This window comes from Clostridium sp., assembly GCF_021372645.1.
Lineage (GTDB): Bacteria > Bacillota > Clostridia > Clostridiales > Clostridiaceae > Clostridium.
Window position 1 is genome coordinate 17,673 of sequence record NZ_JAJFUC010000061.1, and the last position, 26,229, is coordinate 43,901.

The following is a 26,229-nucleotide window of genomic DNA, read 5'->3' on the forward strand; positions in this document are numbered from 1 at the left end:
CATGTGTATATTAGTGAATAAAATTATTAAATTAGGAGATAATATATAACTGATAGGGAGAAATCTCTAAACTAGAAGAGGAGGTGAACTATTGCGAAGTTATTTTATAACTTTGGCAATGGAACATTAGAATGGAAGATAAGAAATTAATATGCAGAGATTGTGGCGATGAATTTATTTTCACTGTAGGAGAGCAAGAATTCTACAAGGAAAAAGGATTTGAAAATGAGCCAACAAGATGTGCTGATTGTAGAAGAGCTAGAAAGCAACAAAACAACAGAAGATAATCAATAACGGATTTTGTTGATTTATCAAAGAGCCATGAGATCAAACCTTATGGCTCTTCTTAAATATATATATTTTATTAATTTCAAGGAAACTTTATTATTAGCTGAACGTTGTAAATTATGCATTGTTAATTGCAATATATAAGGCACATTCAAAAAAATATGAAAATGCTATTGAATTTTTTATGCATTTGAGAGTATAATATAAAGAAAGGTTTGAATAAAAAATAAATGAAAAATTATTTTTATAATCTTTTTATTTTGAGAATTTAATATTTGTAATGTACATTGAAATGAATTAAATTCAATTGAAAATCATATGTTAAAGATATTGATAAGGAATAGTATATTAAGTAAACTTTTTAGAGAGCTAGAGCTTGGTGGAAATCTAGTAAGTAAACTTTATAGAAGCAGCCTTTGAATTTTATAACTGAAAAATAAAAATTATAAGTCTTAAATGTAAATTTCTAAATGATTAGCTATTTTTATTTAAGGGATGATTTTTAATTAGGTTATAACGTGATCCTCATGTTATAGGGGTGGAGTATTATAATGTACTCTAACTGAGTGAACAATAATTATATTGTTTATTAGGGTGGTACCGCGAAGTAATTCCTTCGTCCCTTGTTTGGGATGGGGGCTTTTTTATGTTAAAATTTAAGGGGGTTATTTTCGATGGAGGAAATACTTGAAATATTAGAAAAAAATAGTAGATATACTGATGAACAAATTGCTGTTATGGCAGGTAAGACTGTTGAAGAAGTTAGAGAGGCAATTAGAGATTATGAAGAACAGAGCATAATAGCTGGTTATACAACTCTCATAAATTGGGAAAACACAGGTAGTGAAACAGTTACAGCCTTAATTGAAGTTAAGATAACACCTCAAAGAGGTGAAGGTTTTGATAAGGTTGCAGAGAGAATATATAAATTTTCAGAAGTAAAGGCATGTTATTTAATGTCTGGGGGATTTGATTTAACAGTTATTGTTGAAGGAAAGACAATGAAGCAAGTAGCACTTTTTGTATCTGAAAAACTTGCGACGCAACAATATGTATTAAGTACTGGTACTCATTTTGTACTAAAAAAATATAAAGATCATGGAACAATATTTAAAGAAAAGAAATTAGAAGATAGGGAGGCAATATTTATATGATATTAGAAGATATGATCTTAGATTATGTTAAAGATATGCCTCCATCAGGTATACGAAAATATTTTGATCTTATAAATGAAATGGATGACGTAATTTCTCTTGGAGTTGGAGAACCAGATTTTGTTACTCCTTGGAATGTAAGAGAAGCTGGTATTTATTCTCTGGAACAAGGACATACTCATTACTCTTCAAATGCAGGATTTATTGAACTACGTACTGAGATAGCAAAATATCTTCATAGGCGATTTGATCTTGCTTATAATCCGGAAAATGAAATACTAGTTACGGTTGGAGGAAGTGAAGGGATTGATATAGCACTTAGAGCTTTAGTTGGACCTGGAGATGAAGTTATAGTTCCAGAACCAAGCTTTGTTGCATATAAAGGCTGTACAGCTTTTACAGGAGCAAAAGCCAAGGTGCTAAATCTTAAAGTCGAAGATAAATTCAAACTTATGCCAGAAGCTTTAGAGGCAGCTATTACTCCTAAAACAAAGGTAGTTATAATACCATTTCCGAATAATCCAACAGGTGCAGTAATGACAAGAGATGAACTTGCTGGAATAGTAGAAGTTTTAAAAGATAAAAATATCATTGTAATTTCAGATGAAATATATTCAGAACTTTGCTATGGAGATAAACATGTTTCAATAGCATCTTTTCCAGAAATGAAGGAAAAGACATTGGTTATAAATGGTTTTTCTAAGTCATATGCAATGACTGGATGGAGACTGGGATATATTTGCGGCCATCCAATTTTAATAGATGCTATGAAGAAAATTCATCAATATGCAATAATGAGTTCACCAACAACAGCTCAATATGCAGCTATTGAAGCGTTAAAAAGTGGAGATAGCAGCGTAAAAGAAATGTCTAGAGAATATAATAGAAGAAGACGAGTTTTAGTAGATGGATTCAGAAAAATCGGATTAGACTGCTTTGAACCACTTGGAGCATTTTATATATTCCCAAGTATTAAATCTACGGGAATAACTTCAGATGAGTTCTGTGAACAGTTATTAGTAAGTGAAAAAGTTTTAGTTATTCCAGGTAATGCCTTTGGTGATTGTGGAGAAGGATTTATAAGAGTTTGTTATGCTTCTTCTATGGATGATATTATTAAAGCATTAAAAAGAATAGAAAAATTTGTTAATACTTTAAAATAAAGTAGTATTATAATAAATAGAGCAACCTAAAATAACTGGAAATTAGGAATGCTCTATTTTTATCTATTGCACCGAAAATGATAATTCGAGGTTCAGAAAAAAATATAGTTAAATTACTAAGATATACAACGTGGTATAATCCTAAATTATGCGTATAATATAAAAGTTAACATATTATATATAAGTATAAATAACATTAATATAAATATGTTTTTTAGAGTTTAGATTATGAAATTTCATGATTTTAAATATTAATTATTTAAATAAAGGAGAGATATAAAATGAACTTAGCAAAATATATAGATCACACAATATTAAAGCCAGAAACAACAGTTGAAGAGGTAAAAAAACTTTGCAGAGAAGCCAAGGAATATAATTTTGCATCAGTCTGTGTAAATGGATATTACGCAAAGTTGGTTAGTACTGAACTTGCAGGAAGTGATGTTAAAACTTGTGTAGTAGTTGGATTCCCACTAGGAGCAATGACTAAGGAAGTTAAAGCATTTGAAACAACTCAAGCTATTGAAAATGGCGCTAATGAAATTGATATGGTTATAAATGTAGGCGCATTAAAAGATAAAAATTATGACCTTCTTAAGGAAGATATAGAAGCAGTAGTAAATGCAGCCAAAGGAAAAGCAATAGTTAAAGTTATTATTGAAACATGTTTGTTAACCAATGACGAAAAAGTTAAAGCATGTGAAATATCTAAAGAAGCTAAAGCTGACTTTGTTAAAACATCAACAGGTTTTTCAAGTAGTGGAGCAACAAAAGAGGATATTGCTCTTATGAGAAAAACTGTAGGGGAAAGTTTGGGAGTAAAAGCATCAGGTGGAGTTAGAGATTATAAGACTGCAATGGATATGATAAATGCAGGAGCAAGCAGAATAGGTGCTAGTGCGAGTATTGTTATTGTTAGTGAAAGCAAGTAATCAAAAAATGACAATATACAATATTTAATAAGCTGATAAGTAAATATTAAAATTCAAAGATACGGAGGAATAAAATGAGTATTCATATTAATGCACCACAAGGTGCTATTGCAGAAAATGTATTATTACCAGGAGATCCTTTAAGAGCTAAGTTTATTGCGGAAACATTTTTAGAAGATGCAGTTTGTTACAATGAAGTTAGAGGAATGTATGGATTTACAGGAACATATAAAGGTAAAAAGATTTCAGTTCAAGGAACAGGAATGGGTATACCATCAATATCAATATATACTAATGAATTAATTCAAAGTTATGGAGTTAAAAATCTTATAAGAGTTGGAACTTGTGGTGGGTATAGTGAAAAGGTTAAGGTTAGAGATCTTATAATAGCAATGTCAGCTTCAACAGACTCAAATATTAACTTAGTAAGATTCCAAGGAAGAACATTTGCACCAACAGCAAGTTTTGAATTATTAAAGCCTGCATACGATATAGCAGTTCAAAAAGGTTTTGATCCTAAGGTAGGAAGCATATATAGTTCAGATATATTTTATGGTGATGACAACGAAGATTGGAAGAAGTGGGCTAAGTTTGGATGCTTAGGAGTAGAAATGGAAGCAGCAGCATTATATACAATTGCAGCAAAGTTTGCAGTTAATGCATTAGCATTACTTACAGTAAGTGATCATTTTGTAACTGGAGAAGTTACAAGTGCAGAAGAAAGACAAACAACATTTACTAATATGATAGAAGTTGCACTTGATACAATAGTTAGCTTAAATAAATAATAATTTAAAATAATTCAAAAGGACTTGGATTGATTTCCAAGTCTTTTTGTAAAATTTTCTTGACTATAATTGAGAATTTTATGTATTAATTCATAATTTCAGAACATAAAAGATATAAAAGAGCTTTCATTTCAAGGATATTTAAATTATCAGATTTAAAGAAAATGCAAAATACTTATGTTTTAGATTTAAAAAAAATTAGGTGAGGAAGATTAATTTATGAATATACAAATATTTGGGACTAAAAAATGTTTTGATACTAAGAAAGCAGAGCGCTTTTTTAAGGAAAGAAAAATACAATTTCAATTTATTGATTTAAATGAGAAACCTATGAGTAAAGGTGAACTTAACAGTGTACTTCACTCAGTAAGTATTAAAGATTTAATAAATAATAAATCAAAGGATTATACAAAATTAAATTTTAATAATATTAGAAGTAATGAAATAAAAGCTGAACTATTATTAAAAAATCAAAAAGTTATGAATACTCCAATCGTAAGAAATGGTAAGGAAGCAACTGTTGGATATAGTCTAGAGGTGTGGAATAATTGGATAGAGAATAATCTTATATAGGTTAAATGTACCAAAAGTTTCTATTAAAATTGATGTATACTATATAAATTTTTTCAGAATACTAAAGTTAAGATTATTTTATTTTTAAATATGCTTTAGAAAGGATATGAGTATTTATGGCAAAAGCAGGAATGAGAAGACCCGATCTAAGTGATCCACATGGAACAGAAAGTAATCATAAAACAAATTATAAAAAAAATGATTCTAAGCAAATTCCAATAGAGATACAAGGAAAAGCTAAAACAGGAAATGCAAAAGCATCATCAATACAGTAAGAATAGAACTAAAAACATTAATTATTTATTAAGGTTAGAAATAAAGGATGAAATTATAAAAAATTCATCCTTTATTTAAGGTACATGAAAGAAAATAATAGACCAAAGATGCGATGTATATTTTGCGTCAGACAAGGAAGCAAGTTTTGCTCATAGCAAGCCTATTAGAAGAACTTGATGACATAGTATGGCGCAAAATAGGCAAGCATACTGGTTTATTATTTTTTTTATTAGAGTACTAATTAAATCATTAAAGTTTTTAACAAACATCTAAATATGTAGGATAAGATGTAATATTTATGAGGGAAACATCGTTAAAAACTACTAAAAATATATAAATTTAGAATAGTTAAAGTTAAATTATTTATCAATAAATCAATTATTATATTAGGAATACAAAGAGTAAAAACTTATTTTGACAAAAGACAGAAAATATAGAATAATATAGTTAAATAATCATATTTTTCATGTAATCATAATTAGATAAAGTCAAAATTCTAATTATATTTTAATTATTATATGTAATTTATAACAATAATTCTTTTAGCGGATATTTTAAATTACAAAGATTAACTATAGACATGAAGTAAATATCGCAGCATTAAATGCCCTTTTGTGAGTTAATAATATTTTAACTTAAATTTATAATAGATTTAAAGAAAATATTTTACAATTAATTTAGAATGATATACATAATATGTAAATTATTAACAATAAAAACGTAAACATGGGAGGGTTTAGTAATGAATATGGTCAATACAGCTACAAAAATATTTTCAGATTTTGATTTTGAGGACGCAAAAAAATATATTCATCAAAAAAATTACAAAGAAGATATGTTAAAGAAAGTTGAACCGTATTTAAAGAAAAAATTAGAACATGGATATATAATGGGGAAGAAAAATTTAAAACTTTATTATGAAGAATTTATTGTCAAAAATCCAAAAGCAAATATAGTTATTTGCCATGGTCTTAGAGAGTGCACTGAAAAGTATTACGAGTTAATTTATTATTTTATGCAAGAAGGATATTCTGTTTTTATAATTGAACACAGAGGACATGGGCGATCTCAAAGGCTTGGAATAGATACTTCACAAATTAATGTTGAAAAATTCGACTATTATGTTGAAGATTTTAAGAAATTTATAGATGAAATTGTTATTCCCAATAGTAATAATAGAAGCTTATTATTATTTGCACATTCTATGGGTGGAGGGATAGGTACTATTTTTTTGGAGGAATATACTAATTATTTTAAAGCTGCTGTACTGAGTTCACCAATGCATGAAATGAATACAGGCAAATCACCAAAGATTTTAGCAAATATTGTATCTATAGGAATGAAACTTTGTGGAAATGAAAAAAAGTATCTTCCAGGTCAAATACCTTATACAGGAGAAAAAAAATTCCCTAGCAGTTCGACTAGTTGTAAAGAAAGATATGAATATCTACAGGATAAGATTAAAAGGAATAAGGCATATCATAGTGGTGGTTCATCTGCTCTGTGGTATTTAGAAAGTCTGAAAGCAACTAAAAAACTTATAAAAAAAGAAAATGCTTCAAAAGTAAAAATACCGATATTATTATTTCAAGCAGAATATGATACGTATGTAATTCCAAGAGGACAAAATAAGTTTGCAACTTACGCTAAAAATTGTGAACTAATTCATGTAAAGGAATCAAAGCATGAATCTTATTTTGAGAGAGATGAAATAGTATTTGCTGTTATTGATAAGGTAATATCATTTTATGAGAATAACGTAAAAGAGTAATCTTGGGCATATGAAATAAAGTAACAGACCAAATAGATAAGCATATTGGTCTGTTATTTTTTGTCCACAGGATACCCTAAAGGGTATGAATTGTGCATTAATTTAAAGTATATATCTAAATAATTTGAAATAATTAATTTTAGAAGTATTTTTTAATAAAGTTATATACTTAAGTATATAACTTTATCTAAAGAATTCATTAAATATTTCTTTAGTAGAAAGTTTAGAACCATCAATTATATCTTTATATTCTTTTAATTTTGTCTCTTCTTCAGTTGTTAATTTTTCATTAGACCTTTTCTTTTCCATTAGAGATTTAAAATCTTTGTAGTTTTCATCTCCAAGTTTTCCTTTAACAATACAATCCCTAATGGAATGTAGAGTTTTCTGTTGATCCTCTGAAAGTTTTTCACCTTTATCTTTACATTTTTTTAATTCTAGTAATTCCTTTTTTTGATCAGAAGAAAGATATTTAAAATTTTCTTTATTAAATAAATCAAAACCTTTATGTTTATCTTTTTTAGCATCATTACTTTTCTCAACATTATCATTATGAGCATAAAAAGTTGAAGATTCTAAATCATTAAGAGAATAAGACATTGTACCAGCTATTGTTGTTTTGCAAATGGTTGATAAGCAACCAATAAATACTAAAGAAGTTATCATACATTTTATAACTTTTCTATTCATTTTCATACCTCCGTAAATGTTTAATTTCAACAATTAGTATGTGAAAAAAATGAAAAAAATATTATTTTTTTACTTAAGTTTATCAATAATTATTTAGGGATGTGAAATTTGGAATAATTTGTCTGTATAAAGAATTTAATGTTAAATTAAAAATAGAAATTTTAATAGGTATTCCTAAGTATAGAAAATTCTTGGATAATTACAGTGTACATATGTGTAAGATTCTATAAAATAATTTAAAATACGATATAGATAATGAAATTATTTCAATTTTAGAGTAAATTCATAATAAATATTTCAAAATATTACTTTAAAAATTAAATATTTATATAAATGTTGTAAAGTCACATTAAAGTATATATATTCTTATTTAAATTATAATTAATAAAGTTAATAGTGCATAAATTAATAATAAGATAAATAATTCTAAAAGTTAATTTTATGAAATTTATAAAATATAACTACAATCAAAATGGTAGAATATACAATTAAAGTGATATAATATATGTAACAGAAGGGGAGAACGTTATGAATTCATGGATTAGAGAGAGCATATTTTATCAATTTTATACACTTGGATTTTGTGGAGTTTTAGAGCCGAGTACAGTGTATGAAGAAGAGAATAGATTAATTAAAATTGAAAAATGGATACCTCATTTAAAAGAAATGAGTATAAATGCAATTTATTTTGGACCAGTCTTTGAGTCAAGTTATCATGGATATGATACAAAAGATTATTATAAAATTGATAAAAGACTTGGAACCAATAAGGATTTTCAAGAATTGTGTGAAAAGCTTCATGAAAATAATATAAAAGTAATATTAGATGGAGTATTTAATCATGTAGGAAGAGAATTTTGGGCATTTAAGGATGTTCAAGAGAACGGAAGAAATTCTAGATATTGCAATTGGTTTCAAAACTTAAATTTTGATAGCAGAAGTCCGATGGGGGATGAATTTAATTATCAAGGCTGGAATGGTTGCTATGATTTGGTAAAACTTAATTTGAAAAATAAAGAAGTTTTAGATCATTTATTACATGCAGTAGAAGCTTGGATAGATGAGTTCAATATAGATGGATTAAGATTAGATGCCGCAGACAGTATAGACTTTGAATTTTTTACGGTGCTAAAGAAATTTACAGAAACTAAAAAAGATGATTTTTGGCTTATGGGTGAAGTTATTCATGGGGATTATACTAGATGGGCGAATGCTGAAAGTTTAGATTCTGTAACAAATTATGAATGTTATAAGGGGAATTATTCAAGTCACAATGATAAGAATTATTTTGAAATTGCATATTCATTAAACAGATTATTTGGAAATGGTGGAATTTATAAGGATTTGTGTTTGTATAATTTTGCAGATAATCATGATGTAAATAGAGTAGCTAGTATTTTAAAAAATCCAGAATATATATATAATGTTTATACACTATTATATACAATGCCAGGTGTACCAAGCATTTATTATGGAAGTGAATATGGAATTAAAGGTGTTAAGGGAAAAGGGACAGATTTGCCTTTAAGACCAGAATTAGAACTTGAAGAAATCGATGAAGCAAATGATAAATTATTTAAACTAATTAAAAAATTAGGAAAAATGCGATTTGAAAGTGAAGCTTTAAAATATGGTAACTATGAGCAAGTTATTGTTAAAAATGAACAATTTATCTTTACTAGAACTTGTAAGGATGACAAAATATATATAATTTTGAATTTATCAGATAAAGAAAGTTGCTTAGATTTTGAGTTACATTTTAAAGAAGGAATTGATTTACTAGATGAAAATGAAATTGTAATTAATGGTGGAAAAGTAAATATGCGAGTACCGGCATTTTCATCAAAAATAATAAAAGAATTGAAATAGAAAATAATGTTCTGAGAGTTTAAAAATCCATAGGGCAAGGATTTAATAAAATTAACAAAGGGGTAATAATACAATGAATTTATTAGATAATGATTATAATAATTATATTGGTAAGCTAGGAATGGAGTATTCTAAAGATAGCACAAAGTTTGTGCTTTGGGCACCTAATGCAAATAATGTAAGGTTAGCTTTGTTCGGAAAAGATGGGAAGAACTATACTGATGCTCCAGAAGAAATATTAGATATGAACAGAGGGGTGCAAGGAACTTGGAATATAGAAGTTAAGAAAGATTTAAAGGGTAAATTTTATAATTATTTAGTCACTAATAGTGGAAATGAGAGAGAAGTAACAGATCCCTATGCTAAAGCTCTATGTGTTAACGGATATAGAGGCATGGTAATTGATCTTAGCGAAACAGATCCTATAGATTTTAATAAAGATGAAAGACCAGAATTAAGTAGTGCAGCAGGATCGATAATATATGAAGTTCATGTAAGAGATTTTTCCATAAATAAAAATTCAGGAATTAAATTTGAAAGAAAGGGAAAATTTGTTGCATTCTGCGAACATGGAACTACTATTCCTGGACAATATACAAAAACGGGTATTGATTATTTGAAGCATTTAGGAGTAACTCATGTTCATTTACTTCCTTCTTTTGATTATGAGACTGTTGACGAAAGCAAGCCTGATATGCCACAATATAATTGGGGATATGATCCGAAAAATTATTTTGCACCAGAAGGGTCTTACTCTACAAATCCTTTTAGTGGAGAAAAAAGAATTAGTGAATTTAAGGAAATGGTTAAAAGTATTCATAGAGCAGGCATACGAGTTGTTATGGATATGGTTTATAATCACACATATAGAAGTTATGATTCAAATCTTAATTTAGCAGTACCAGGATATTATTATCGCCAAGATTCAAATGGTAATTTTTCAAATGGTTCAGGATGTGGTAATGAATTAGCTTCAGAAAGATATATGGTAAGAAAACTTATTGTTGATTCAGTAATTTATTGGGCTAAGGAATATCATATAGATGGATTTAGATTTGATTTAATGGGACTTCATGATATTGAAACTATAAAGCAAATTAGAGTAGAGTTAGATAAAATTGATCCTTCGATACTTATATATGGTGAAGGATGGACTGGTGGATGGACACCACTTAGAAGCGAAGATTCGGCAGTAAAAGAAAACATAGTTAAATTTGAAAAAATGCAAATTGCAGCATTTAGCGATGATACTAGAGATTCAGTTAAAGGGCATGTATTTAACATTAATGAAAGAGGATATGTAAATGGTAGAACAGGTCTTGAAGAAAGTATTAAATTTTGCATAGTTGGAGCTATTGGAAAAGAAGGTATTAATTATGATAAAATATTATATTCACACTGGGCATGGGCAAATGAACCGTACCAATGCATAAATTACATTTCGGCACATGATAATTATACATTATGGGATAAGTTATATATGTCAAATAAAGATTCATCACAAGAAAAGCGCAAAAATATGAATAAATTAGCAGCAGCCATAGTTTTAACTTCTCAAGGGATACCATTTTTTCAAGCAGGAGAAGAATTTTTAAGAACTAAAAAAAATGATGATGGAAGTTTTAATCATGATAGTTATAATGCGCCAGATAGAGTGAATAGTTTAGATTGGAATAGAGTTCACGAGTATAGAGATATTGTTAATTATTACAGAGGGTTAATTAAATTAAGAAAAAAATACAAAGCTTTTAGAATGAATTCAAGTGAGGAAATTAAAAAGAACATAAAATTCTTAGAATATGGAGAAAGTTTTTATAAAGAAAATGTTGTTGCATATAGAATAGAAGATAACAGTGGGAAAAATTTATGTAATACTATAGTGGTAATATTCAATCCGAATGATGAAGAAGCATTTATAGATTTAAAGGAATGTGGATGGAGTGTTCTTGTGAATAAAGAAAGAGCTGGAGTAGACGAAATTTATGCTATAGCAGGTAATAATATAACAGTTCCATCAAAGTGTGCATCTGTTTTAATTAAAAAATAATTTTGTAGGAAGGTTTTTGGTGATATAAATGCAAAAAGAAAAGTATTTAGTGTTTTTAAATGATATTAATAAAGATAAGCCCAATGAATTTAAAAAAATAAATATAAAAGAATGTCCTTTTTGTAATAGAGACAAACTTACTGATATAATTGATGAAAAAGGTCCATTTGTATTACTTAAAAATAAGTATCCAACAATAAAAGACACCTATCAATTAGTTCTCATAGAAACATATAGTTGTGACAAGGATATGGGACAATATTCTGCAGAGTATATGGAAGATTTAATAAGATTTGGTGTTAAACATTGGCTAAATATAGAAGAAAGTGGAGAGTTTGAATCAGTTATATTTTATAAAAATCATGGACCAAATTCTGGAGGAAGTTTAAAACATCCTCACATGCAAATTGTAGGACTACATGATATTGATTATAAATTGAAAATAAAAGATGAATATTTTGAGGGAATAGAGATTCATAAAAGTGATAAGTGTTTAGTAACTTTGTCTACTAAACCATTTAATGGATTTACTGAGTTTAATATAATTATAAATGATAATTTATATGCACTAAATGAACTTTCGTATAATCTTAAAATTATAGTTCATTATCTCTTAAACAATTATTTTGTAAAATGTGATAGCTTTAATATATTCTTTTATCATTTAAAGGAAAAGATTGTATGCAAAGTTATGCCAAGATTTACTAGTTCACCATTGCTTCTTGGATATGGTATAAAGCAAATATCGAGCTGTGAAAGAGAAATAGCAGATAAATTAAAATCAATGTATTTTGAATAGTATATCCGTTAACCTAACGAAATAAAGTGGCATGCATTTGTGACCGTTACTGAAGAGTTTGATATAACACTCCGCCAAAACATGCCCCCTTATTTCTAGTTTTGGTTATAAATTAATAGTATAAGTACAGATTAGAAGTTAGGTAACTATAATTTTATATTATAGTGATATTTTTTTATTTAGCTTTGTTAGACTAAATTGTTTATATATACACAATAAAAATAGGTAGCCTAATTTTATCTTAAATGTAGACTATCTGTTAATACACAATTAAAGAAAATAACACGATAATTTATATTGAATATATATCAGAAAACTCAATGTTAATCATTTCAATTTTATTATTCATAGGTTTAATTTTATCAATAACTTCTACATCTTCTACAATCTTTGCAGGCAGCTCTATTTTAAATGTACTACCATTACCAACTTCACTATCAACACTTATTTTCCCTCCATGAAGCTTAACTAAGGATTTTACCAAAGATAATCCAATTCCACTTCCTTCAGCATTACGTGAAAGAGACTTATCTATCTGATGAAATCTTTTAAAAATATTATTTAGGTGTTTTTTGTCCATTCCTATACCAGTGTCTTTTACTAATATTTCAACAGTATCACCTTTATCAATTAAATTTATGAATATCATACCACCTAGATTTGTAAACTTAATTGAATTCGAGATAAGATTTAGTATAATTCTTTCAATCTTTTCAGGATCAAAGGCAATAATTTTTTCCTCTGTATTTGTATCAAAAACAATATTTAGCCCCTTTCCTTTAATATATTCTGATACAGATTGGACAATATCTTCTATAATCTCAACTATATTTTCATTTGATAGATTTAATTTAAAAAATCCTGAATCCAGTTTTGATATATCTACTATATTATTGATAAGTTTTGTAAATCTGTAGCAATTTTGTTTAATGATATTTATGCTTTTAGAAATCTTTTCTTTATTAACTTCAAGTAAGTGATCCTTAGAGTATAACTCCATTAATTGGTTGGTACTGAAAATTACATTCAAAGGAGTTTTAAGCTCATGTGATACATTTGCAAATATTTCATCCTGAATCTTAAGTGCTTTTTCTATTTTATTTTTGGCTTTTATTTCTTCAGTGATATCTATTGCAATAACAACTATTTCGGTAATCTGCTTGTTTATATCAAACAAAGGTTGAAATATAACTTTAAAAAACTTTTCTTCTCCTGCTACAACATGTTTTCTGTTTAAGAAATAATGACTATCATTTTTCTCTATTAAATCTTTGATATTACTTATTACTTCAGTTTTTTCATCCATATTATACTTAAAGGCTTCAAAAAAAATTTTTCCTATACTAGAGGATAGCGATGTTGCATTCTGATTATGTTTCTTTAAATCATCATACCCTTTATTGTTCATATATGTAATTTTAAAATCAGGATATGAAATTATGTTATAGCCAAGATCAAGATTTTCTATTGTTCTATTTAGCAAATCGTATTGAGATTTTAATAATGAATTCTCTTCATTTTTTAATCTGTCACATATATCACGACTTACTAATACACCAGCTATAAAATTACCTTCGTTATCATATATTGGTGTACCACTTACTTCTCTGCGAATTATACTATTATTATTTTTAGAATCAATTCTGTATGCTGAAAACTTTTCCCCCCTTGCTACTCTTTTTGATGGTAAATTTTTAAGTGGTATTAAATTGCCCTCTATATCAAAATTTTCAGCTTCTTTCAAGGTATTCTTTAAATTTATTAATTTTGTACCATTAAAGAAAGGATGTTTCCTAGATGCTTTGTTAATCATGGTATATTGTCCATTTTTATCAAAAATAATTAATTCATCAGACATATTTTCCATAATAGCTTCTAGTTCTTCATTCTGATTCTTGATAATTTTTTCTTTATCTGTTAGTTCCTTGAATATGGTTTGGTAAGGTTCTGTAATGCAAGTTACTACAACTGCTTGATAAATAAAGTAAAATGATAGTATCTTAAAATAATGACCTAATAAATTTGAAAAGTCATAATTACTTATATATAAAGTAAACTCAAATTCAGAGGCTATAGTAAAAATAATAGATAATAATAAATCTTTGTAAACTTTACCATCAAACTTATTTTTGTTCTTTCTTAATAATATAGCATCTAATATTAATATTAAGCATATCACATACTCGCTAATTATCTTGAATTGTGTTTGTCCTTTTCCATCAATAAAACATATTGGAAATACTTTAAAATAAAAAATTGAAGCTATAATAGTTAAAGTAATTATAGTATAAATTGTAAAAGTAAAATACGGACTTAAGTGTTTCTTAAAATGCATGAATATAAATGGTACTAATAGAGAAATACTTTCAAGGTAACGTGCTCCTATCCATAATTGATTGGCATAAAAATCATAACCTTTAAAAATGTTCATACCATGGTATGATAATGTATGTAATAAGTCTAAAAATGAGACAAACATATATGCAATACCTATAAATATTAAGTAATCAAAATTTTGTTTTGAAAAATTCCTGGAATTCCATGCTATTACAAATAGAGTAAATCCTATTGTTGTACTAAATAGTTCAGCAAAACTATGAAACAACAAGTAATCATAAAGGTTAGTTAAGTATAATGCTACTGCAATAAATAATATGATAATAGTTTGCAGAATCTTCTTTTGGTATTCAGACATATCAAATCCCCCAGTAAAATTTTTCATATGTGTTATTATTTAATAATTGCATGTCTAATTTTACAACATTTTGCATTATGTGTAAACCATTTACATATAAAACATTATGATAATCGTATTTCATTTACTTACAATTTATTTTAAAAATATCGTTTTTATGACAACGTTTTAAATTATCATTTTAAAACTATAGTTAAAACATATAAAATAATTAACTCCTTTAATTGAAAATCTAAAAACTCTTTAATCTCTTCTTTTTTATTTAAATAAATTCAAAATAAACACTTATATATTTATAGTTATTTGCAAATAACTATAAATATATATAAATATCAGACAATGTACCTATTGTGGGTATAAATATTAAGGGGTGATAAATTGGATAATAACGAAATTAAAATTAAAACAAATAAAAAAATTAAACCAAGAGCAATTCCAATAAAGGTGATTCCATTAGGTGGGCTTGAAGAGATAGGAAAGAATATTACTGCCTTTGAATATAAAGATGAGATAATAGTTATAGATTGTGGATTAGCGTTTCCGGATGAAGATCTTTATGGGATTGATATTGTAATTCCTGATGTAACATACTTAATAAAAAATAAAGATAAGGTAAAGGGATTTTTTATTACCCATGGACATGAAGATCATATAGGTGCATTACCATATGTATTAAAGCAAATTAATGCTCCTGTATATGGCACAAAACTTACAATTGGATTAATTGAAATTAAATTAAAAGAACATAATATACTTAGTGACTGTACATTAAACATAGTTGAACCAGGTGAATTAATAAAATTAAATGAAATTAGTATTGAATTTATTACAAATAATCATAGTATACCAGATAGTTGTTCAATTGCATTACATACACCTGTAGGCGTTATTGTTCATACAGGCGATTTTAAAGTTGATTTTACACCAGTTGATGAAAAAGTTATGGATTTACAAAGATATGCTCAATTGGGTAAGAAAGGTGTATTGCTTTTAATGGCTGAAAGCACTAATTGTCTTCATAAAGGTTATACAATGTCAGAAAAAACAGTAGGTGAAACACTAGACAATCTTTTTAGTAAGGCAACTGGTAGGGTTATAGTATCTACATTTGCATCAAATGTTCATAGGCTACAGCAGATTAGCAATTCTTCAATTAAAAATAATAGAAAGATAGCTTTTAGTGGTCGAAGTATGGAGAAAATATCAGAAGTTGCTATAGACCTTGGATATTTATTTATTCCAGGAGATATGATAATAAGCTTAGATGAAATTAAAAACTATTCCAATGATAAGATAACTATTGTTACGACCGGAAGCCAAGGAGAATCAATGGCAGCACTTACAAGGATAGCTGCATCAACACATAGGCAGATACAAATAGAAGAAGGAGATACAGTTATTATCTCAGCAACTCCTATACCAGGTAATGAAAAAGCTGTATCAAATGTAATAAATGATTTAATCGAGAAGGGTGCTAATGTAATTTATAAAGCAATAGAAGATATACATGTTTCAGGGCATGCTTGTGAACAAGAACTTAGATTGATTCAAACTTTATTAAAGCCTAAATTTTTTATACCTGTTCATGGTGAGTATAAGCATTTAAGTAAACATGCTAAAATAGCACAAAGTATGGGAGTAGATAAATCTAATACATTTATTTTAAGAACTGGAGATGTTCTTGAATTACTTAGAAATAAAGGTACAGTAACAGGAAAAGTGCCATTTGGAAGAGTACTTATAGATGGTATGGGTGTGGGCGATGTAGGTAATATGGTACTTAGAGATAGAAAGAATTTGGCTGAAAATGGAATTATAACAGTAGTTATAGCTATAGATAGAAGAAATAAAATTATAACATCAGGACCAGATATAGTTTCAAGAGGTTTTGTATATGTTAGAAATTCTGAAGAACTAATTGATGAAGTTAGAAGTGTAGTTACTAATGTTGTAGAAAAATGCTTAGATAATAATATAACTCAATGGGCAGAAATAAAAAATAGTATAAGAAGAGAAGTAGATAATTTTGTTTATACAAAGATGAAGAGAAAACCTATGATTTTACCGGTAATTGTTGAAGTATAATAAGTAAGGCATATTCAATTCTCTCATACGTCTAATTTAATATATAAATAATTGCAAATAGGTATTAGAATAACAAATTACCTATTTCTAGTATAAAATAGTTTTGTAAAAAATTCGCTAGAAAAGGTGGTTTAGTTCGTTTAAGTAATTTTAATTTTAAGTATGCTGAAATTTATCTTGACTCTAACCTAAGGGATGAGTTTATAATAAGCATATAAGATTTTTTTACTAAAGGGATTTAGGCACATTCAAAAAAATAACAAGTTAGGATGTTAATATATTTTATATACCTAAATTAAAAATTTTTTATTTGGCTAAGAGAGGATTGAGTTATATGAAAAAAATACCATTTTCACCACCTGATATAACAGAAGAAGAAATAGAAGCAGTAGCTAATGTGCTAAGATCAGGATGGATTACTTCAGGACCACAACTTGCAAAGTTTGAAGAAGGAATAGAAGAGTACTTAAAAGTTAATAAAGCTTTAGCATTAAATAGTGCAACTGCTGCAATGGAGTTAGTACTTAAGGTATTTGATATAAAAGAAGGAGATGAGATTATATCTACTCCTTATACTTATACTGCAACTTCAAGTGTTGCTGTACATAGAGGGGTTAAGCCTATATATGTAGATGTAAAAAAAGATACTTTTGAAATGGATATAGATAAGGTTGCTGAAAAGATTACAGATAAGACAAAAGTAATTATGCCAGTAGATATTGCGGGTCTACCATTTGACTATGATGCATTAAAGAAAGTTTTAAAAGATAAAAATAGAGAAGATATTATGATTCTTTGTGATTCAGCACATTCTTTTGGTGCTAAATACAAAGGAGAGCCAGTTGGATCTCAATGTGACTTCCATTCATTCTCATTCCATGCAGTTAAGAATTTAACTACTGGTGAAGGTGGAGCAGTTACTTTTAATGATAATAATTTTAAAGAACATGAAAATCTACTTCAATATATGAGATTTACTGCTATGCATGGTCAATCAAAGGATGCTTTAAGTAAACTTAAGGCTGGAGCTTGGGAATATGATATTATAAATGATGGACTTAAATGTAATTTAACAGATATAGGAGCTGCAATTGGTGTAGTTCAACTTAAGAGATATGAAGGAATGCTTGAAAAGAGAAGACAAATTTTCAAGACATACACAGAGATTTTATCTAAAGAAGATTTTTCAATAATTCCAGTTACTAAAGATGATAATGGAACTGAAACATCATATCATTTATATCTTTATAGAGTTAAAGGCTTTAATGAAGAAAAGAGAAATGCAGTTATTCAAAAGTTAGCTGAAATGGGAATAGCAACAAATGTTCATTATAAACCTCTCCCAATGCTAACACTTTACAAAAATCTTGGATATGACATTAAGGATTATCCAAATGCTTATGCTCAATATGAAAATGAAATTACACTTCCAGTATATACTACATTGTCTCTTGAGGATGCGGAGTATATAGCGAAGGAAACTTTAAAAGTAATTAAAGAGTTATTATAATAATAGCTTGTTCAGTTTATAATAAAAGCAGTAGGTTAAGAAAAATTTTTACCTACTGCTTTTGTAATATATAACTTTATAATGTATGAATTCAGACTTTAATGTTAATAAATATAATTAAAGTCTATAAAATATAAGTTATATAGATTATAATTTATATAGGTGGTGAACGGAGATGCAAGAAATAAGTATTATAGATGCAGAAGTTATTTTTAATAAAATAGAAGAAGAAGATAAGAAGGAAGCAGAAAAACCTGACTACAGTTCAATAACTAGTAATAGTATAACTCAATATAAAAGTGATTTGGCATTTATAACTTTAATGGAAGGATTAGATCAAGGGTTGTATGTAATACCAAAGTATCAAAGAAAATTTATTTGGTTACAAGAGCAAGTTGAAAATTTAGCAGTATCTTTAATAAGAGGGTTACCAATTCCTCCTATATATGTATCAAGAAATGAAAAAAAACAAATGGAGATACTTGATGGACAGCAAAGAATGATAAGTTTATTTTTATATTATAAGGGCAAGTATATAAAGAATAGCTCAAATACATCAATTGAATTACAGGAGATAACATGTGATGAAAGTCTAACAGAAGATGGAACAGATTTCTTGAGTTTGATTGAAAAACTATGGAAGTTAAAAAATGTTACTTATGAATATAAATATATTGATGATAATTCTGAAAAAGAGAAAGCAATTGATATAAGTTATAAAACGCTTCCTATTGAAATAAAAAGGACAGTAGATTTTACTACAATTTCAGTAGTAGAAATAAAAGTAGATGATGAAGAACATAAAAATAGAATATTATATAAAGTATTTGAAAATTTAAATAGTGGTGGAACTAAACTTACTAATCAAGAATTAAGAGATGGTATATACCAATGTGAATTTTATGAGATGTTACACACTATAAATAATACTAATATGAAGTGGAGGAATATTTATGGTCCTAAGCATAAGCATAGCAGAGATGTTGAGCTTTTACTAAGATTTTCAGCAGTAGAATATTTCTTTAAATTAGAAGATGAAAAAATAAAAATAAATAATTATTTTGGATCGTATCCTAAATTACTTAATGATTTTTCAGATAAAGCCATCAAATTTAATGAGGCAACTATTTTAAAGTACAAAAATAATATAGAAAAATTTATAAATAGAATTGAATTTAGTGGAAGAATGCCTAACTTATTAATAGAGAGTTTATATCTAGCAAGTACTTATATAGATGGCGAATATAAAATACAGGATGATATTTGTAATTTAATACTAAAGAGTGACGAGTTTAAAGATGGAGCTTTAAGTTATTCAGCAAGTAAAGTAAATGTAAAAGAGAGGTTTAACTATGTCTACAGAGAATTATCAAAATATGTTGAAGGAAATAAGTAATAAGATTCTTAATAATAAACTTAAATATAAAAATACAATAATAATAGGAGACAATAGTAGTGGTAAATCAGAAGTATTAAAATCTCTATTTGAGTATAAAAAAGAAGGATATTATTTTATAGATTCTGTAAATAGAAGTTTTGATTTTACTAAAGTAAGTTCTTTAAAAGGATTAGAATTAGGAAGTTATAAAAAAGTTGTTGAACGAAGAGTAGATGATGTAAAGAATTTTAACTTAGAGGATAGTTTTGATGTATTCGGGGATGGTAATGGATCTATTGAACAAGTTTATTTTAATTATGATAAAAGAGTAAAATCGTTGTTTAAGGAATTACTTAATATAGATTTTAATATTGAAATTAAGGATAATCTTATTATAGGTAAAAAACCATTATTGAAAATTGGAAATGAATTTGAAAAATTATCAAGCGGATTTCAAGCAATAATAAGAATTCTTTTAGAAATATGTTATTTTGAAGATTCTTTAGAAAAAGATATAAAAAATCCATTTGTAGTTATTGATGAAGTTAATGAATTTTTATCATCAAAGAATGAGGAAAAGATGTTACCATTTTTAAAGAAAAATTTTAAACAGATGAATTTTATAGTTACAACACACTCTCCAGACATAATAGCAAGTTCAGAGGAATTTAATATAATAGCATTGAAGAGTAATAATTATCAATGCTTAGATGGTAATGACTATAGAAGTGTAACGGATGTACGTGAAATATTTGCAGAAATATATGATATAAAAGATGATGATAAAGCTGATCATATTGAGTTTACATTAAGAAACTTACTTAATCTTAAAATTAGCAATGCATGGACAGATATAGAAGAACATAAGTTGAAGTTAATTAATGAAAATAGATTATCTAATGCACAAAAGTTATTATTAACGCAAATAAAAAGTTGGTGATTTTATGCGTGAAAATATACTTTTATTGGATATTCCTAATTTTAATCCAAAGTATGATAGTAAAGTTCATTATGCATATGAGGATAAACGTGGAAGTATAAATTTGAAAAAATTACTTATAGATACTTCAAAAGGTTATTGTATGTATTGTTATAGTAGAATTTTAATTGATGAAAAAAATTCTGGTCATTTAGAACATTCAATTGAAAAGGCTAATTCTGATTTATTGAAAGAATGTATTAGTAATATTTCAATAACGTGTTCTAAGTGTAATCTATCTTTTAAACGAGTTGGTGAAAAAGATAGAAAACTGAGTAAAAGAACAATTAGTAAATTTAATAAAATGGTAAGCTGTGAAAAATCATGTATAAATATTTGTGATGAATACAATACATTAAGAAAACAATATATAAGTAGAGTTGGTTCTGAAATAATATTGCAGCCTTTTGGCGTTAAAAACTCTAATACTAATATTGAATTAAGAATTCAGTATGATGTACTTAATCAAGAATTTATACCAAGCAATGATTATAAATATAACGATAATGAAAAAGAATTTATAAAAAAGCATATAAAAAGATTTAATTTAAATGATACTACATATAGAACTAAATCTATTATAAAACTTTGTGAAGATGTAATAAATTTTGAAAAACTTCCTAAAGTAGAAAGGTATGAAAATTTAATTGCTGATTTACTAATAGAGAAATTAGAAAAAGTTGAGTTAGATAAAGCTATAAAGCTATGTGTAATAATTTATGAACAAGCTATAATAAAAAATAAGAATTAATTAAATAAGATTCATTTAAGAATAAAGATAGTAATATCTATATATATAGGTGTGAAAATAAACTTTATGTAATTAAAATATTTAATTACATAAAGTTTATTTTATTATTTCAAGAGAATTTTTAAAAATAAGTGTTGACCCTGCCCTAAGGGAAGGGATTACAATTGATTTAATGGGAGTGATAATTTTGAAGATAGGTGAATTTGCTAAAAAATCAGGAGTAACTGTAAAAACATTGCTTCATTATGATAAAATAGGACTTCTTAAGCCATCACACAAAACAGATGCAGGATATAGAATTTATTGTGAAGAGGATTTTTTAAAGCTTCAACAAATTACAACCTTAAAATTCATAGGCTTACCATTAAATGAAATAAATCATATTTTATATGAAAGCGGAGAAAATCTGGAGAGTATGATAAGCATTCAAAAGAAGGCTTTAGAAGAAAAGAAAAAACATATTGATGCAGTTATAGATGTTTTTAATAAAGCTAAAAATACAGCAAAGAAAAATGGATTTTTAGATGCTAACAATTTAATCGATATTATAAAGATAACTAATATGGAAAGCAGGGTTAGAGAGCAATATAAAAGTGATAAGAACCTTAACATTAGGAGTAATCTCCATAGCTATAACATAAATAAAGTAGACTTTGATAAATGGTGTTTTAATCAAATAAATTTTCCGAAGAATGCAAGAATATTAGAAATTGGATGTGGCACAGGAAAGCTTTGGTTTAAGAATAAAGAAAGCATTTATAAAAATTTAGATATTACTTTATCAGATTTTTCAAAAAGTATGTTAAAGATTGCAAAGGATAAATTAAAAGACATAGATTATGACTTTAAGTATGAAGAAATCAACGTGGAAAACATTCCATATGAAGATGAAAGTTTTGACATTGTTATTGCAGAACATATGATTTATTTTGCATCAGATATAGAAAAAGCTTTATCTGAAATAAAGAGAGTTTTAACTTGTGGAGGCATGCTTTATGTAAGTGCGAATTCATGTGAAACTATGGCAGAATTAAATAAACTTGTAGAAAAATTTGATTCAAGTCTTGGAATTGATAATAACGGATATTCATCTAGGTTTGAATTAGAAAATGGAGATGCAGTTCTTAAAAAATATTTTAATAAAGTTGATGTAGAAATATTAGAAGGAAAAATCATAGTAGATGATGCAAAACCTGTGGTTTCTTATAAAGCTTCAACGATTCAAGGTAGTTCAATACTTGTTGGAGAAAAGAAAAAAGAATTCACAAAGTACTTAGAAGATTATATTAAAAAGAATGGGGATATATCAATAACTACAAAAACTTGTATGTTTAAAGCAATGAAATAATGCATATGAAAGAAAATAACCTAATGGTAAAACAACCACGAGGTAAAATTAAGGAGATAGAAAAAATGAATATTCCATTAGTTGATTTAAAAGCTCAATACAAAATAGTTGAGGAAAAAGCAGTAAAGGCTGTATGTGAAGTACTTTCATCTGCAAGCTATATTATGGGGAAGGATGTAACAGAATTTGAAAAGGAATTTGCAGAATATATAGGAGTTAAACACGCTATATCTGTTGGTAATGGTACAGATGCTTTAGTTGTAGCACTTATGGCTTGTGGTATTGGAGAAGGTGATGAAGTTATAACTACACCATTTACGTTTTTTGCTACAGCAGAAAGTATTTCATTTGTAGGTGCGATTCCTGTTTTTGTGGATGTAGAAAAGGATACTTACAATATAGATCCATTAAAGATAGAAGAAAAGATTACTAAAAAAACAAAAGCAATTATGCCAGTTCATATATTTGGTCAATCAGCAAAGATGGATGAAATAATGGCAATTGCTAAAAAGTATAACTTAAAGGTTATAGAAGATGCAGCACAAGCTGTTGGTGCTGAATATAGAGAAAAGAAAGTTGGCGCAATAGGAGATGTAGGATGTTTCTCATTTTTCCCAACTAAAAATCTTGGCTGTGCAGGGGATGGTGGAATTATAACAACATCTGATGATAATATAGCAACTATTGCAAGAGCACTAAGAACTCATGGCAGTGGAGAAAATGGTCAAAGAGCTTATAATTTATTAAATAAAATAAATGAAGAAGTTAAAACTTCAGAAGGACATGATGATACAATATATAATCCATTAAAATATTATAATTATTTGATTGGATTTAATACAAGGTTAGATACAATTCAAGCTGCAATTTTAAGAATTAAGCTAACGAATATAGATAATTGGAATGAAAAAAGAAGAGAAAATGCTAAAATGTATGATAAAAAATTAAAAGATACAGCTTTGACATTGCCTATAACAATAGCTGAAAGTAAATCCGTATATAATATGTATGTAGTACAATCTGAAAATAGAGAGGAAATGCTTAATAAGCTAAAAGAAAAAAATATAAGCACAGGAGTTTATTATCCAGTTCCAATGCACCTGCAGAAGGTATATAAAGGTCTTGGATATAAAGAAGGGGATATGCCTGTAGCTGAGTATTTATCACATAGGACATTTGCAATACCGATCTTCCCAGAGTTAAGTATAGAACAAAAAGAGTATATTGTTGAAATAATAAGAGCTGTAAATTGCTAATAAGTTCAGTTTTCACTACTGGTATCTATAAGTATTTAAATCATCTCTACAAATTTTTAATTTACAATCTTAGATGTATGATATAATTATTTAGAATTTAATACAATAATTTGTTTAGGAAGGTACTTATATGAAAGAGATAATACTTACAGTAAAAAAAGAGTTTGTTAATAAATATAAAAAGGGATATCCATTAATTCTTGAAGAAGTATTGGAAAATGCAAAAGTTTTAAAAGAAGAAGGTCAAATTATAACTCTTATAGATGATAAAAAAGCTTTTTTAGGAAAAGGATATTATGGAAAACAAAATAAAGGCTGTGGCTGGATTTTAAGTAACAGCAAGAATAGCAATTTAGATTATAAATTCTTTTATGATAAAATTAGAAATGCATTTTCTAAAAGAATAAAGCTTTATCATTCAAAAGATACTACTGCATTTAGAGTATTTAATGGTGAAGGTGATGGAATAGGCGGTCTTACTATTGATTATTTTGATGAATATTATCTTATTACTTGGTATAGTAAAGGAATGTATGAGTTCAAAGATAACATACTTAAAGCTATAAAAGCCTTAGTGTCTTTTGATGGAATATATGAAAAAAAGAGATTTGAAGAGAATGGTATGGTTGTGGATGAAGACAGTTATTTATGTGGAAGAAAAGCTCCAGAACCTCTTGTGGTAAAAGAAAATGGAGTTAATTTTGCAATTTATTTAAATGATGGGGCAATGGTTGGAGTATTTTTAGATCAAAAGGAAGTAAGAAAATCTATTAGAGATAAATATTCTAGAGGAAAAAGGGTGTTAAATACTTTCTCTTATACAGGAGCTTTTTCTATGGCAGCAGCAAAAGGTGGAGCTATTACTACAAGTGTTGACTTAGCAAGTAGAAGTTTAGAAAAAACAACTGAAAATTTTACTATAAATAATATTGATTCTACGAAGCATGATATAATTGTTGAAGATGTTTTTCTTTATTTCAAACGCGCAAAAAAAGAAGAATTAAAATTTGATGTGGTTATTCTTGATCCACCAAGCTTTGCAACATCTAAAGATAATAGATTTAGTGCAGCAAAAGACTATAAAGATTTGATGAAATCAGCTATAGAGATAACAGAGGATGAAGGCGTAATTGTAGCTTCTACGAATTGTGCTACCTTTAATATGGATAAGTTTAAGAAGTTTATAGATGAAGCATTTAAAGAATCTAATAAGAAATATGAAATTTTAGAAGAGCATAGTCTTCCAGGAGATTTTGCAGTTACAGAAAAGTTTCCAGAAGGAAATTATTTGAAGGTTGTGTTTGTAAGAGTTTATTAGTGTGAAAAAGGAAGACATCAATCTTGAATATATAAGGACAATACATTAATTATTTCTGCAATTAGAAATGAAGAAAAGGATAATTATATTAGAAGAGAAAGATCTTATGGACAAATTTCAAGAGTCTTCCATGTAGAAAATGTTGATAGAGAAAAGATTTCAGCAAAATTTAAAAATGGAGAATTGCAAATTACTTTACCTAAATTAGTCCAAACTATTAGTCAAAGTAGTAAAATTCCAATTGAATAAATAAGATTTAAATGATTTAATTAGTTTTTTAAGATGAAGTTTAAGTAATATATATAATTGAATAATATATTTTTGAGATAGTTAAGAATGTTGCAGAAAATAAATTCTTAGCTATCTCATTTATATGCTTAAAAAATCTATTTTTTATATAATATTTATGTTAATATGAATGTAAGCGTAAAAAATTAAGTATCTAGATAGCCTGTCCTCTCATTGATAAAGTTAAATTAAATAATTATTAATGGGAGGACTAATATGTCTAGAAAATTAGATAATGCCAGTTGGGAAGAATGCATCAATAAATTTAATT

General features: G+C 27.1%; 22 protein-coding genes and 1 other annotated feature. Of the genes, 20 read left to right on the forward strand and 2 right to left on the reverse strand.

What is annotated here, in order from left to right; all coding sequences use genetic code 11:
* The first annotated feature begins 131 nt into the window (after positions 1-131).
* The 8 genes from LLF98_RS10250 to LLF98_RS10285 all read left to right on the forward strand — a co-directional run bounded on the left by LLF98_RS10250 (position 132) and on the right by LLF98_RS10285 (position 6,945).
* A complete protein-coding gene (locus tag LLF98_RS10250) occupies positions 132-287 on the forward strand; it encodes a zinc-ribbon domain-containing protein (protein ID WP_291703189.1) in 156 nt (51 codons plus the stop codon).
* Between the two features lie 322 nt (positions 288-609).
* Positions 610-915, forward strand: a binding site (T-box leader).
* Between the two features lie 47 nt (positions 916-962).
* A complete protein-coding gene (locus LLF98_RS10255) occupies positions 963-1,442 on the forward strand; it encodes an Lrp/AsnC family transcriptional regulator (RefSeq protein WP_291703191.1) in 480 nt (159 codons plus the stop codon).
* A complete protein-coding gene (locus LLF98_RS10260) occupies positions 1,439-2,605 on the forward strand; it encodes an aminotransferase class I/II-fold pyridoxal phosphate-dependent enzyme (RefSeq protein WP_291703193.1) in 1,167 nt (388 codons plus the stop codon). Before LLF98_RS10255 ends, LLF98_RS10260 begins: the two co-directional genes overlap by 4 nt.
* Positions 2,606-2,886: 281 nt before the next feature.
* A complete protein-coding gene (gene deoC, locus LLF98_RS10265) occupies positions 2,887-3,537 on the forward strand; it encodes a deoxyribose-phosphate aldolase (RefSeq protein ID WP_291703194.1) in 651 nt (216 codons plus the stop codon).
* A 74-nt stretch (positions 3,538-3,611) separates the two neighbouring features.
* On the forward strand, positions 3,612-4,325 hold the full coding sequence (deoD, locus tag LLF98_RS10270) for a purine-nucleoside phosphorylase (protein ID WP_291703195.1): 714 nt from the start codon (positions 3,612-3,614) through the stop codon (positions 4,323-4,325).
* Between the two features lie 219 nt (positions 4,326-4,544).
* Entirely contained in the window at positions 4,545-4,898 is a 354-nt protein-coding gene (locus tag LLF98_RS10275; protein WP_291703196.1) for an arsenate reductase family protein, read from the forward strand.
* Positions 4,899-5,014: 116 nt separating this feature from the next.
* Positions 5,015-5,173: a hypothetical protein gene (locus LLF98_RS10280; RefSeq protein ID WP_291703198.1), complete on the forward strand. Its 159-nt coding sequence runs from the start codon at positions 5,015-5,017 to the stop codon at positions 5,171-5,173.
* 743 nt (positions 5,174-5,916) lie between these two features.
* Positions 5,917-6,945, forward strand: coding sequence for an alpha/beta hydrolase (locus tag LLF98_RS10285; protein WP_291703200.1), 1,029 nt, complete (start codon positions 5,917-5,919; stop codon positions 6,943-6,945).
* A gap of 183 nt (positions 6,946-7,128) precedes the next feature.
* Here LLF98_RS10285 and LLF98_RS10290 read toward each other — a convergent pair whose 3' ends face one another.
* Positions 7,129-7,635: a hypothetical protein gene (locus LLF98_RS10290; protein ID WP_291703202.1), complete on the reverse strand. Its 507-nt coding sequence runs from the start codon at positions 7,633-7,635 to the stop codon at positions 7,129-7,131.
* A 528-nt stretch (positions 7,636-8,163) separates the two neighbouring features.
* Between LLF98_RS10290 and LLF98_RS10295 the strand changes: the two genes are divergently transcribed.
* The 3 genes from LLF98_RS10295 (at position 8,164) to LLF98_RS10305 (ending at position 12,350) form a co-directional block, all read left to right on the forward strand.
* Positions 8,164-9,504: an alpha-amylase family glycosyl hydrolase gene (locus tag LLF98_RS10295; RefSeq protein WP_291703204.1), complete on the forward strand. Its 1,341-nt coding sequence runs from the start codon at positions 8,164-8,166 to the stop codon at positions 9,502-9,504.
* Between the two features lie 73 nt (positions 9,505-9,577).
* Entirely contained in the window at positions 9,578-11,551 is a 1,974-nt protein-coding gene (gene pulA / locus LLF98_RS10300; protein WP_291703206.1) for a type I pullulanase, read from the forward strand.
* Positions 11,552-11,579: 28 nt separating this feature from the next.
* On the forward strand, positions 11,580-12,350 hold the full coding sequence (locus LLF98_RS10305) for a DUF4931 domain-containing protein (protein ID WP_291703208.1): 771 nt from the start codon (positions 11,580-11,582) through the stop codon (positions 12,348-12,350).
* 292 nt (positions 12,351-12,642) lie between these two features.
* On the opposite strand, the gene LLF98_RS10310 is transcribed toward LLF98_RS10305, so the two are convergent.
* Entirely contained in the window at positions 12,643-15,045 is a 2,403-nt protein-coding gene (locus LLF98_RS10310; RefSeq protein WP_291703209.1) for an MASE3 domain-containing protein, read from the reverse strand.
* 378 nt (positions 15,046-15,423) lie between these two features.
* On the opposite strand from LLF98_RS10310, the gene LLF98_RS10315 reads away from it, so the two are divergent.
* The 9 genes from LLF98_RS10315 to LLF98_RS10355 all read left to right on the forward strand — a co-directional run bounded on the left by LLF98_RS10315 (position 15,424) and on the right by LLF98_RS10355 (position 25,919).
* Complete coding sequence (locus LLF98_RS10315) at positions 15,424-17,130, forward strand: ribonuclease J (RefSeq protein ID WP_291703211.1); 1,707 nt, start codon at positions 15,424-15,426, stop codon at positions 17,128-17,130.
* Between the two features lie 334 nt (positions 17,131-17,464).
* Positions 17,465-18,640, forward strand: a complete 1,176-nt coding sequence (locus LLF98_RS10320) for a DegT/DnrJ/EryC1/StrS aminotransferase family protein (RefSeq protein ID WP_291703213.1) — start codon at positions 17,465-17,467, stop codon at positions 18,638-18,640.
* 175 nt (positions 18,641-18,815) lie between these two features.
* On the forward strand, positions 18,816-20,036 hold the full coding sequence (locus LLF98_RS10325; RefSeq protein WP_291703215.1) for a DUF262 domain-containing protein: 1,221 nt from the start codon (positions 18,816-18,818) through the stop codon (positions 20,034-20,036).
* Entirely contained in the window at positions 19,993-20,958 is a 966-nt protein-coding gene (locus LLF98_RS10330) for a hypothetical protein (protein WP_291703217.1), read from the forward strand. The genes LLF98_RS10325 and LLF98_RS10330 overlap by 44 nt, the downstream gene beginning before the upstream one ends.
* Positions 20,959-20,962: 4 nt before the next feature.
* A complete protein-coding gene (locus LLF98_RS10335; protein WP_291703219.1) occupies positions 20,963-21,748 on the forward strand; it encodes a hypothetical protein in 786 nt (261 codons plus the stop codon).
* A 187-nt stretch (positions 21,749-21,935) separates the two neighbouring features.
* Positions 21,936-23,096: a methyltransferase domain-containing protein gene (locus LLF98_RS10340; RefSeq protein WP_291703220.1), complete on the forward strand. Its 1,161-nt coding sequence runs from the start codon at positions 21,936-21,938 to the stop codon at positions 23,094-23,096.
* Positions 23,097-23,161: 65 nt separating this feature from the next.
* Positions 23,162-24,352, forward strand: a complete 1,191-nt coding sequence (locus LLF98_RS10345; protein WP_291703222.1) for a DegT/DnrJ/EryC1/StrS family aminotransferase — start codon at positions 23,162-23,164, stop codon at positions 24,350-24,352.
* Positions 24,353-24,482: 130 nt separating this feature from the next.
* The gene (locus tag LLF98_RS10350) at positions 24,483-25,670 is read left to right on the forward strand and encodes a class I SAM-dependent rRNA methyltransferase (protein WP_291703223.1); all 1,188 of its coding nucleotides are present in this window, start codon (positions 24,483-24,485) and stop codon (positions 25,668-25,670) included.
* A gap of 87 nt (positions 25,671-25,757) precedes the next feature.
* A complete protein-coding gene (locus tag LLF98_RS10355; RefSeq protein WP_291703228.1) occupies positions 25,758-25,919 on the forward strand; it encodes an Hsp20 family protein in 162 nt (53 codons plus the stop codon).
* Positions 25,920-26,229 lie beyond the last annotated feature (310 nt).

Excerpts from the sequence above, each read along its gene's own strand:
- LLF98_RS10250 (WP_291703189.1), top strand. The coding sequence starts at position 132 with ATGGAAGATAAGAAATTAATATGCAGAGATTGTGGCGATGAATTTATT.
- LLF98_RS10255 (WP_291703191.1), top strand. The coding sequence starts at position 963 with ATGGAGGAAATACTTGAAATATTAGAAAAAAATAGTAGATATACTGAT.
- LLF98_RS10260 (WP_291703193.1), top strand. The coding sequence starts at position 1,439 with ATGATATTAGAAGATATGATCTTAGATTATGTTAAAGATATGCCTCCA.
- deoC (WP_291703194.1), top strand. The coding sequence starts at position 2,887 with ATGAACTTAGCAAAATATATAGATCACACAATATTAAAGCCAGAAACA.
- deoD (WP_291703195.1), top strand. The coding sequence starts at position 3,612 with ATGAGTATTCATATTAATGCACCACAAGGTGCTATTGCAGAAAATGTA.
- LLF98_RS10275 (WP_291703196.1), top strand. The coding sequence starts at position 4,545 with ATGAATATACAAATATTTGGGACTAAAAAATGTTTTGATACTAAGAAA.
- LLF98_RS10280 (WP_291703198.1), top strand. The coding sequence starts at position 5,015 with ATGGCAAAAGCAGGAATGAGAAGACCCGATCTAAGTGATCCACATGGA.
- LLF98_RS10285 (WP_291703200.1), top strand. The coding sequence starts at position 5,917 with ATGAATATGGTCAATACAGCTACAAAAATATTTTCAGATTTTGATTTT.
- LLF98_RS10290 (WP_291703202.1), bottom strand. The coding sequence starts at position 7,635 with ATGAATAGAAAAGTTATAAAATGTATGATAACTTCTTTAGTATTTATT.
- LLF98_RS10295 (WP_291703204.1), top strand. The coding sequence starts at position 8,164 with ATGAATTCATGGATTAGAGAGAGCATATTTTATCAATTTTATACACTT.
- pulA (WP_291703206.1), top strand. The coding sequence starts at position 9,578 with ATGAATTTATTAGATAATGATTATAATAATTATATTGGTAAGCTAGGA.
- LLF98_RS10305 (WP_291703208.1), top strand. The coding sequence starts at position 11,580 with ATGCAAAAAGAAAAGTATTTAGTGTTTTTAAATGATATTAATAAAGAT.
- LLF98_RS10310 (WP_291703209.1), bottom strand. The coding sequence starts at position 15,045 with ATGTCTGAATACCAAAAGAAGATTCTGCAAACTATTATCATATTATTT.
- LLF98_RS10320 (WP_291703213.1), top strand. The coding sequence starts at position 17,465 with ATGAAAAAAATACCATTTTCACCACCTGATATAACAGAAGAAGAAATA.
- LLF98_RS10325 (WP_291703215.1), top strand. The coding sequence starts at position 18,816 with ATGCAAGAAATAAGTATTATAGATGCAGAAGTTATTTTTAATAAAATA.
- LLF98_RS10330 (WP_291703217.1), top strand. The coding sequence starts at position 19,993 with ATGTCTACAGAGAATTATCAAAATATGTTGAAGGAAATAAGTAATAAG.
- LLF98_RS10335 (WP_291703219.1), top strand. The coding sequence starts at position 20,963 with ATGCGTGAAAATATACTTTTATTGGATATTCCTAATTTTAATCCAAAG.
- LLF98_RS10345 (WP_291703222.1), top strand. The coding sequence starts at position 23,162 with ATGAATATTCCATTAGTTGATTTAAAAGCTCAATACAAAATAGTTGAG.
- LLF98_RS10350 (WP_291703223.1), top strand. The coding sequence starts at position 24,483 with ATGAAAGAGATAATACTTACAGTAAAAAAAGAGTTTGTTAATAAATAT.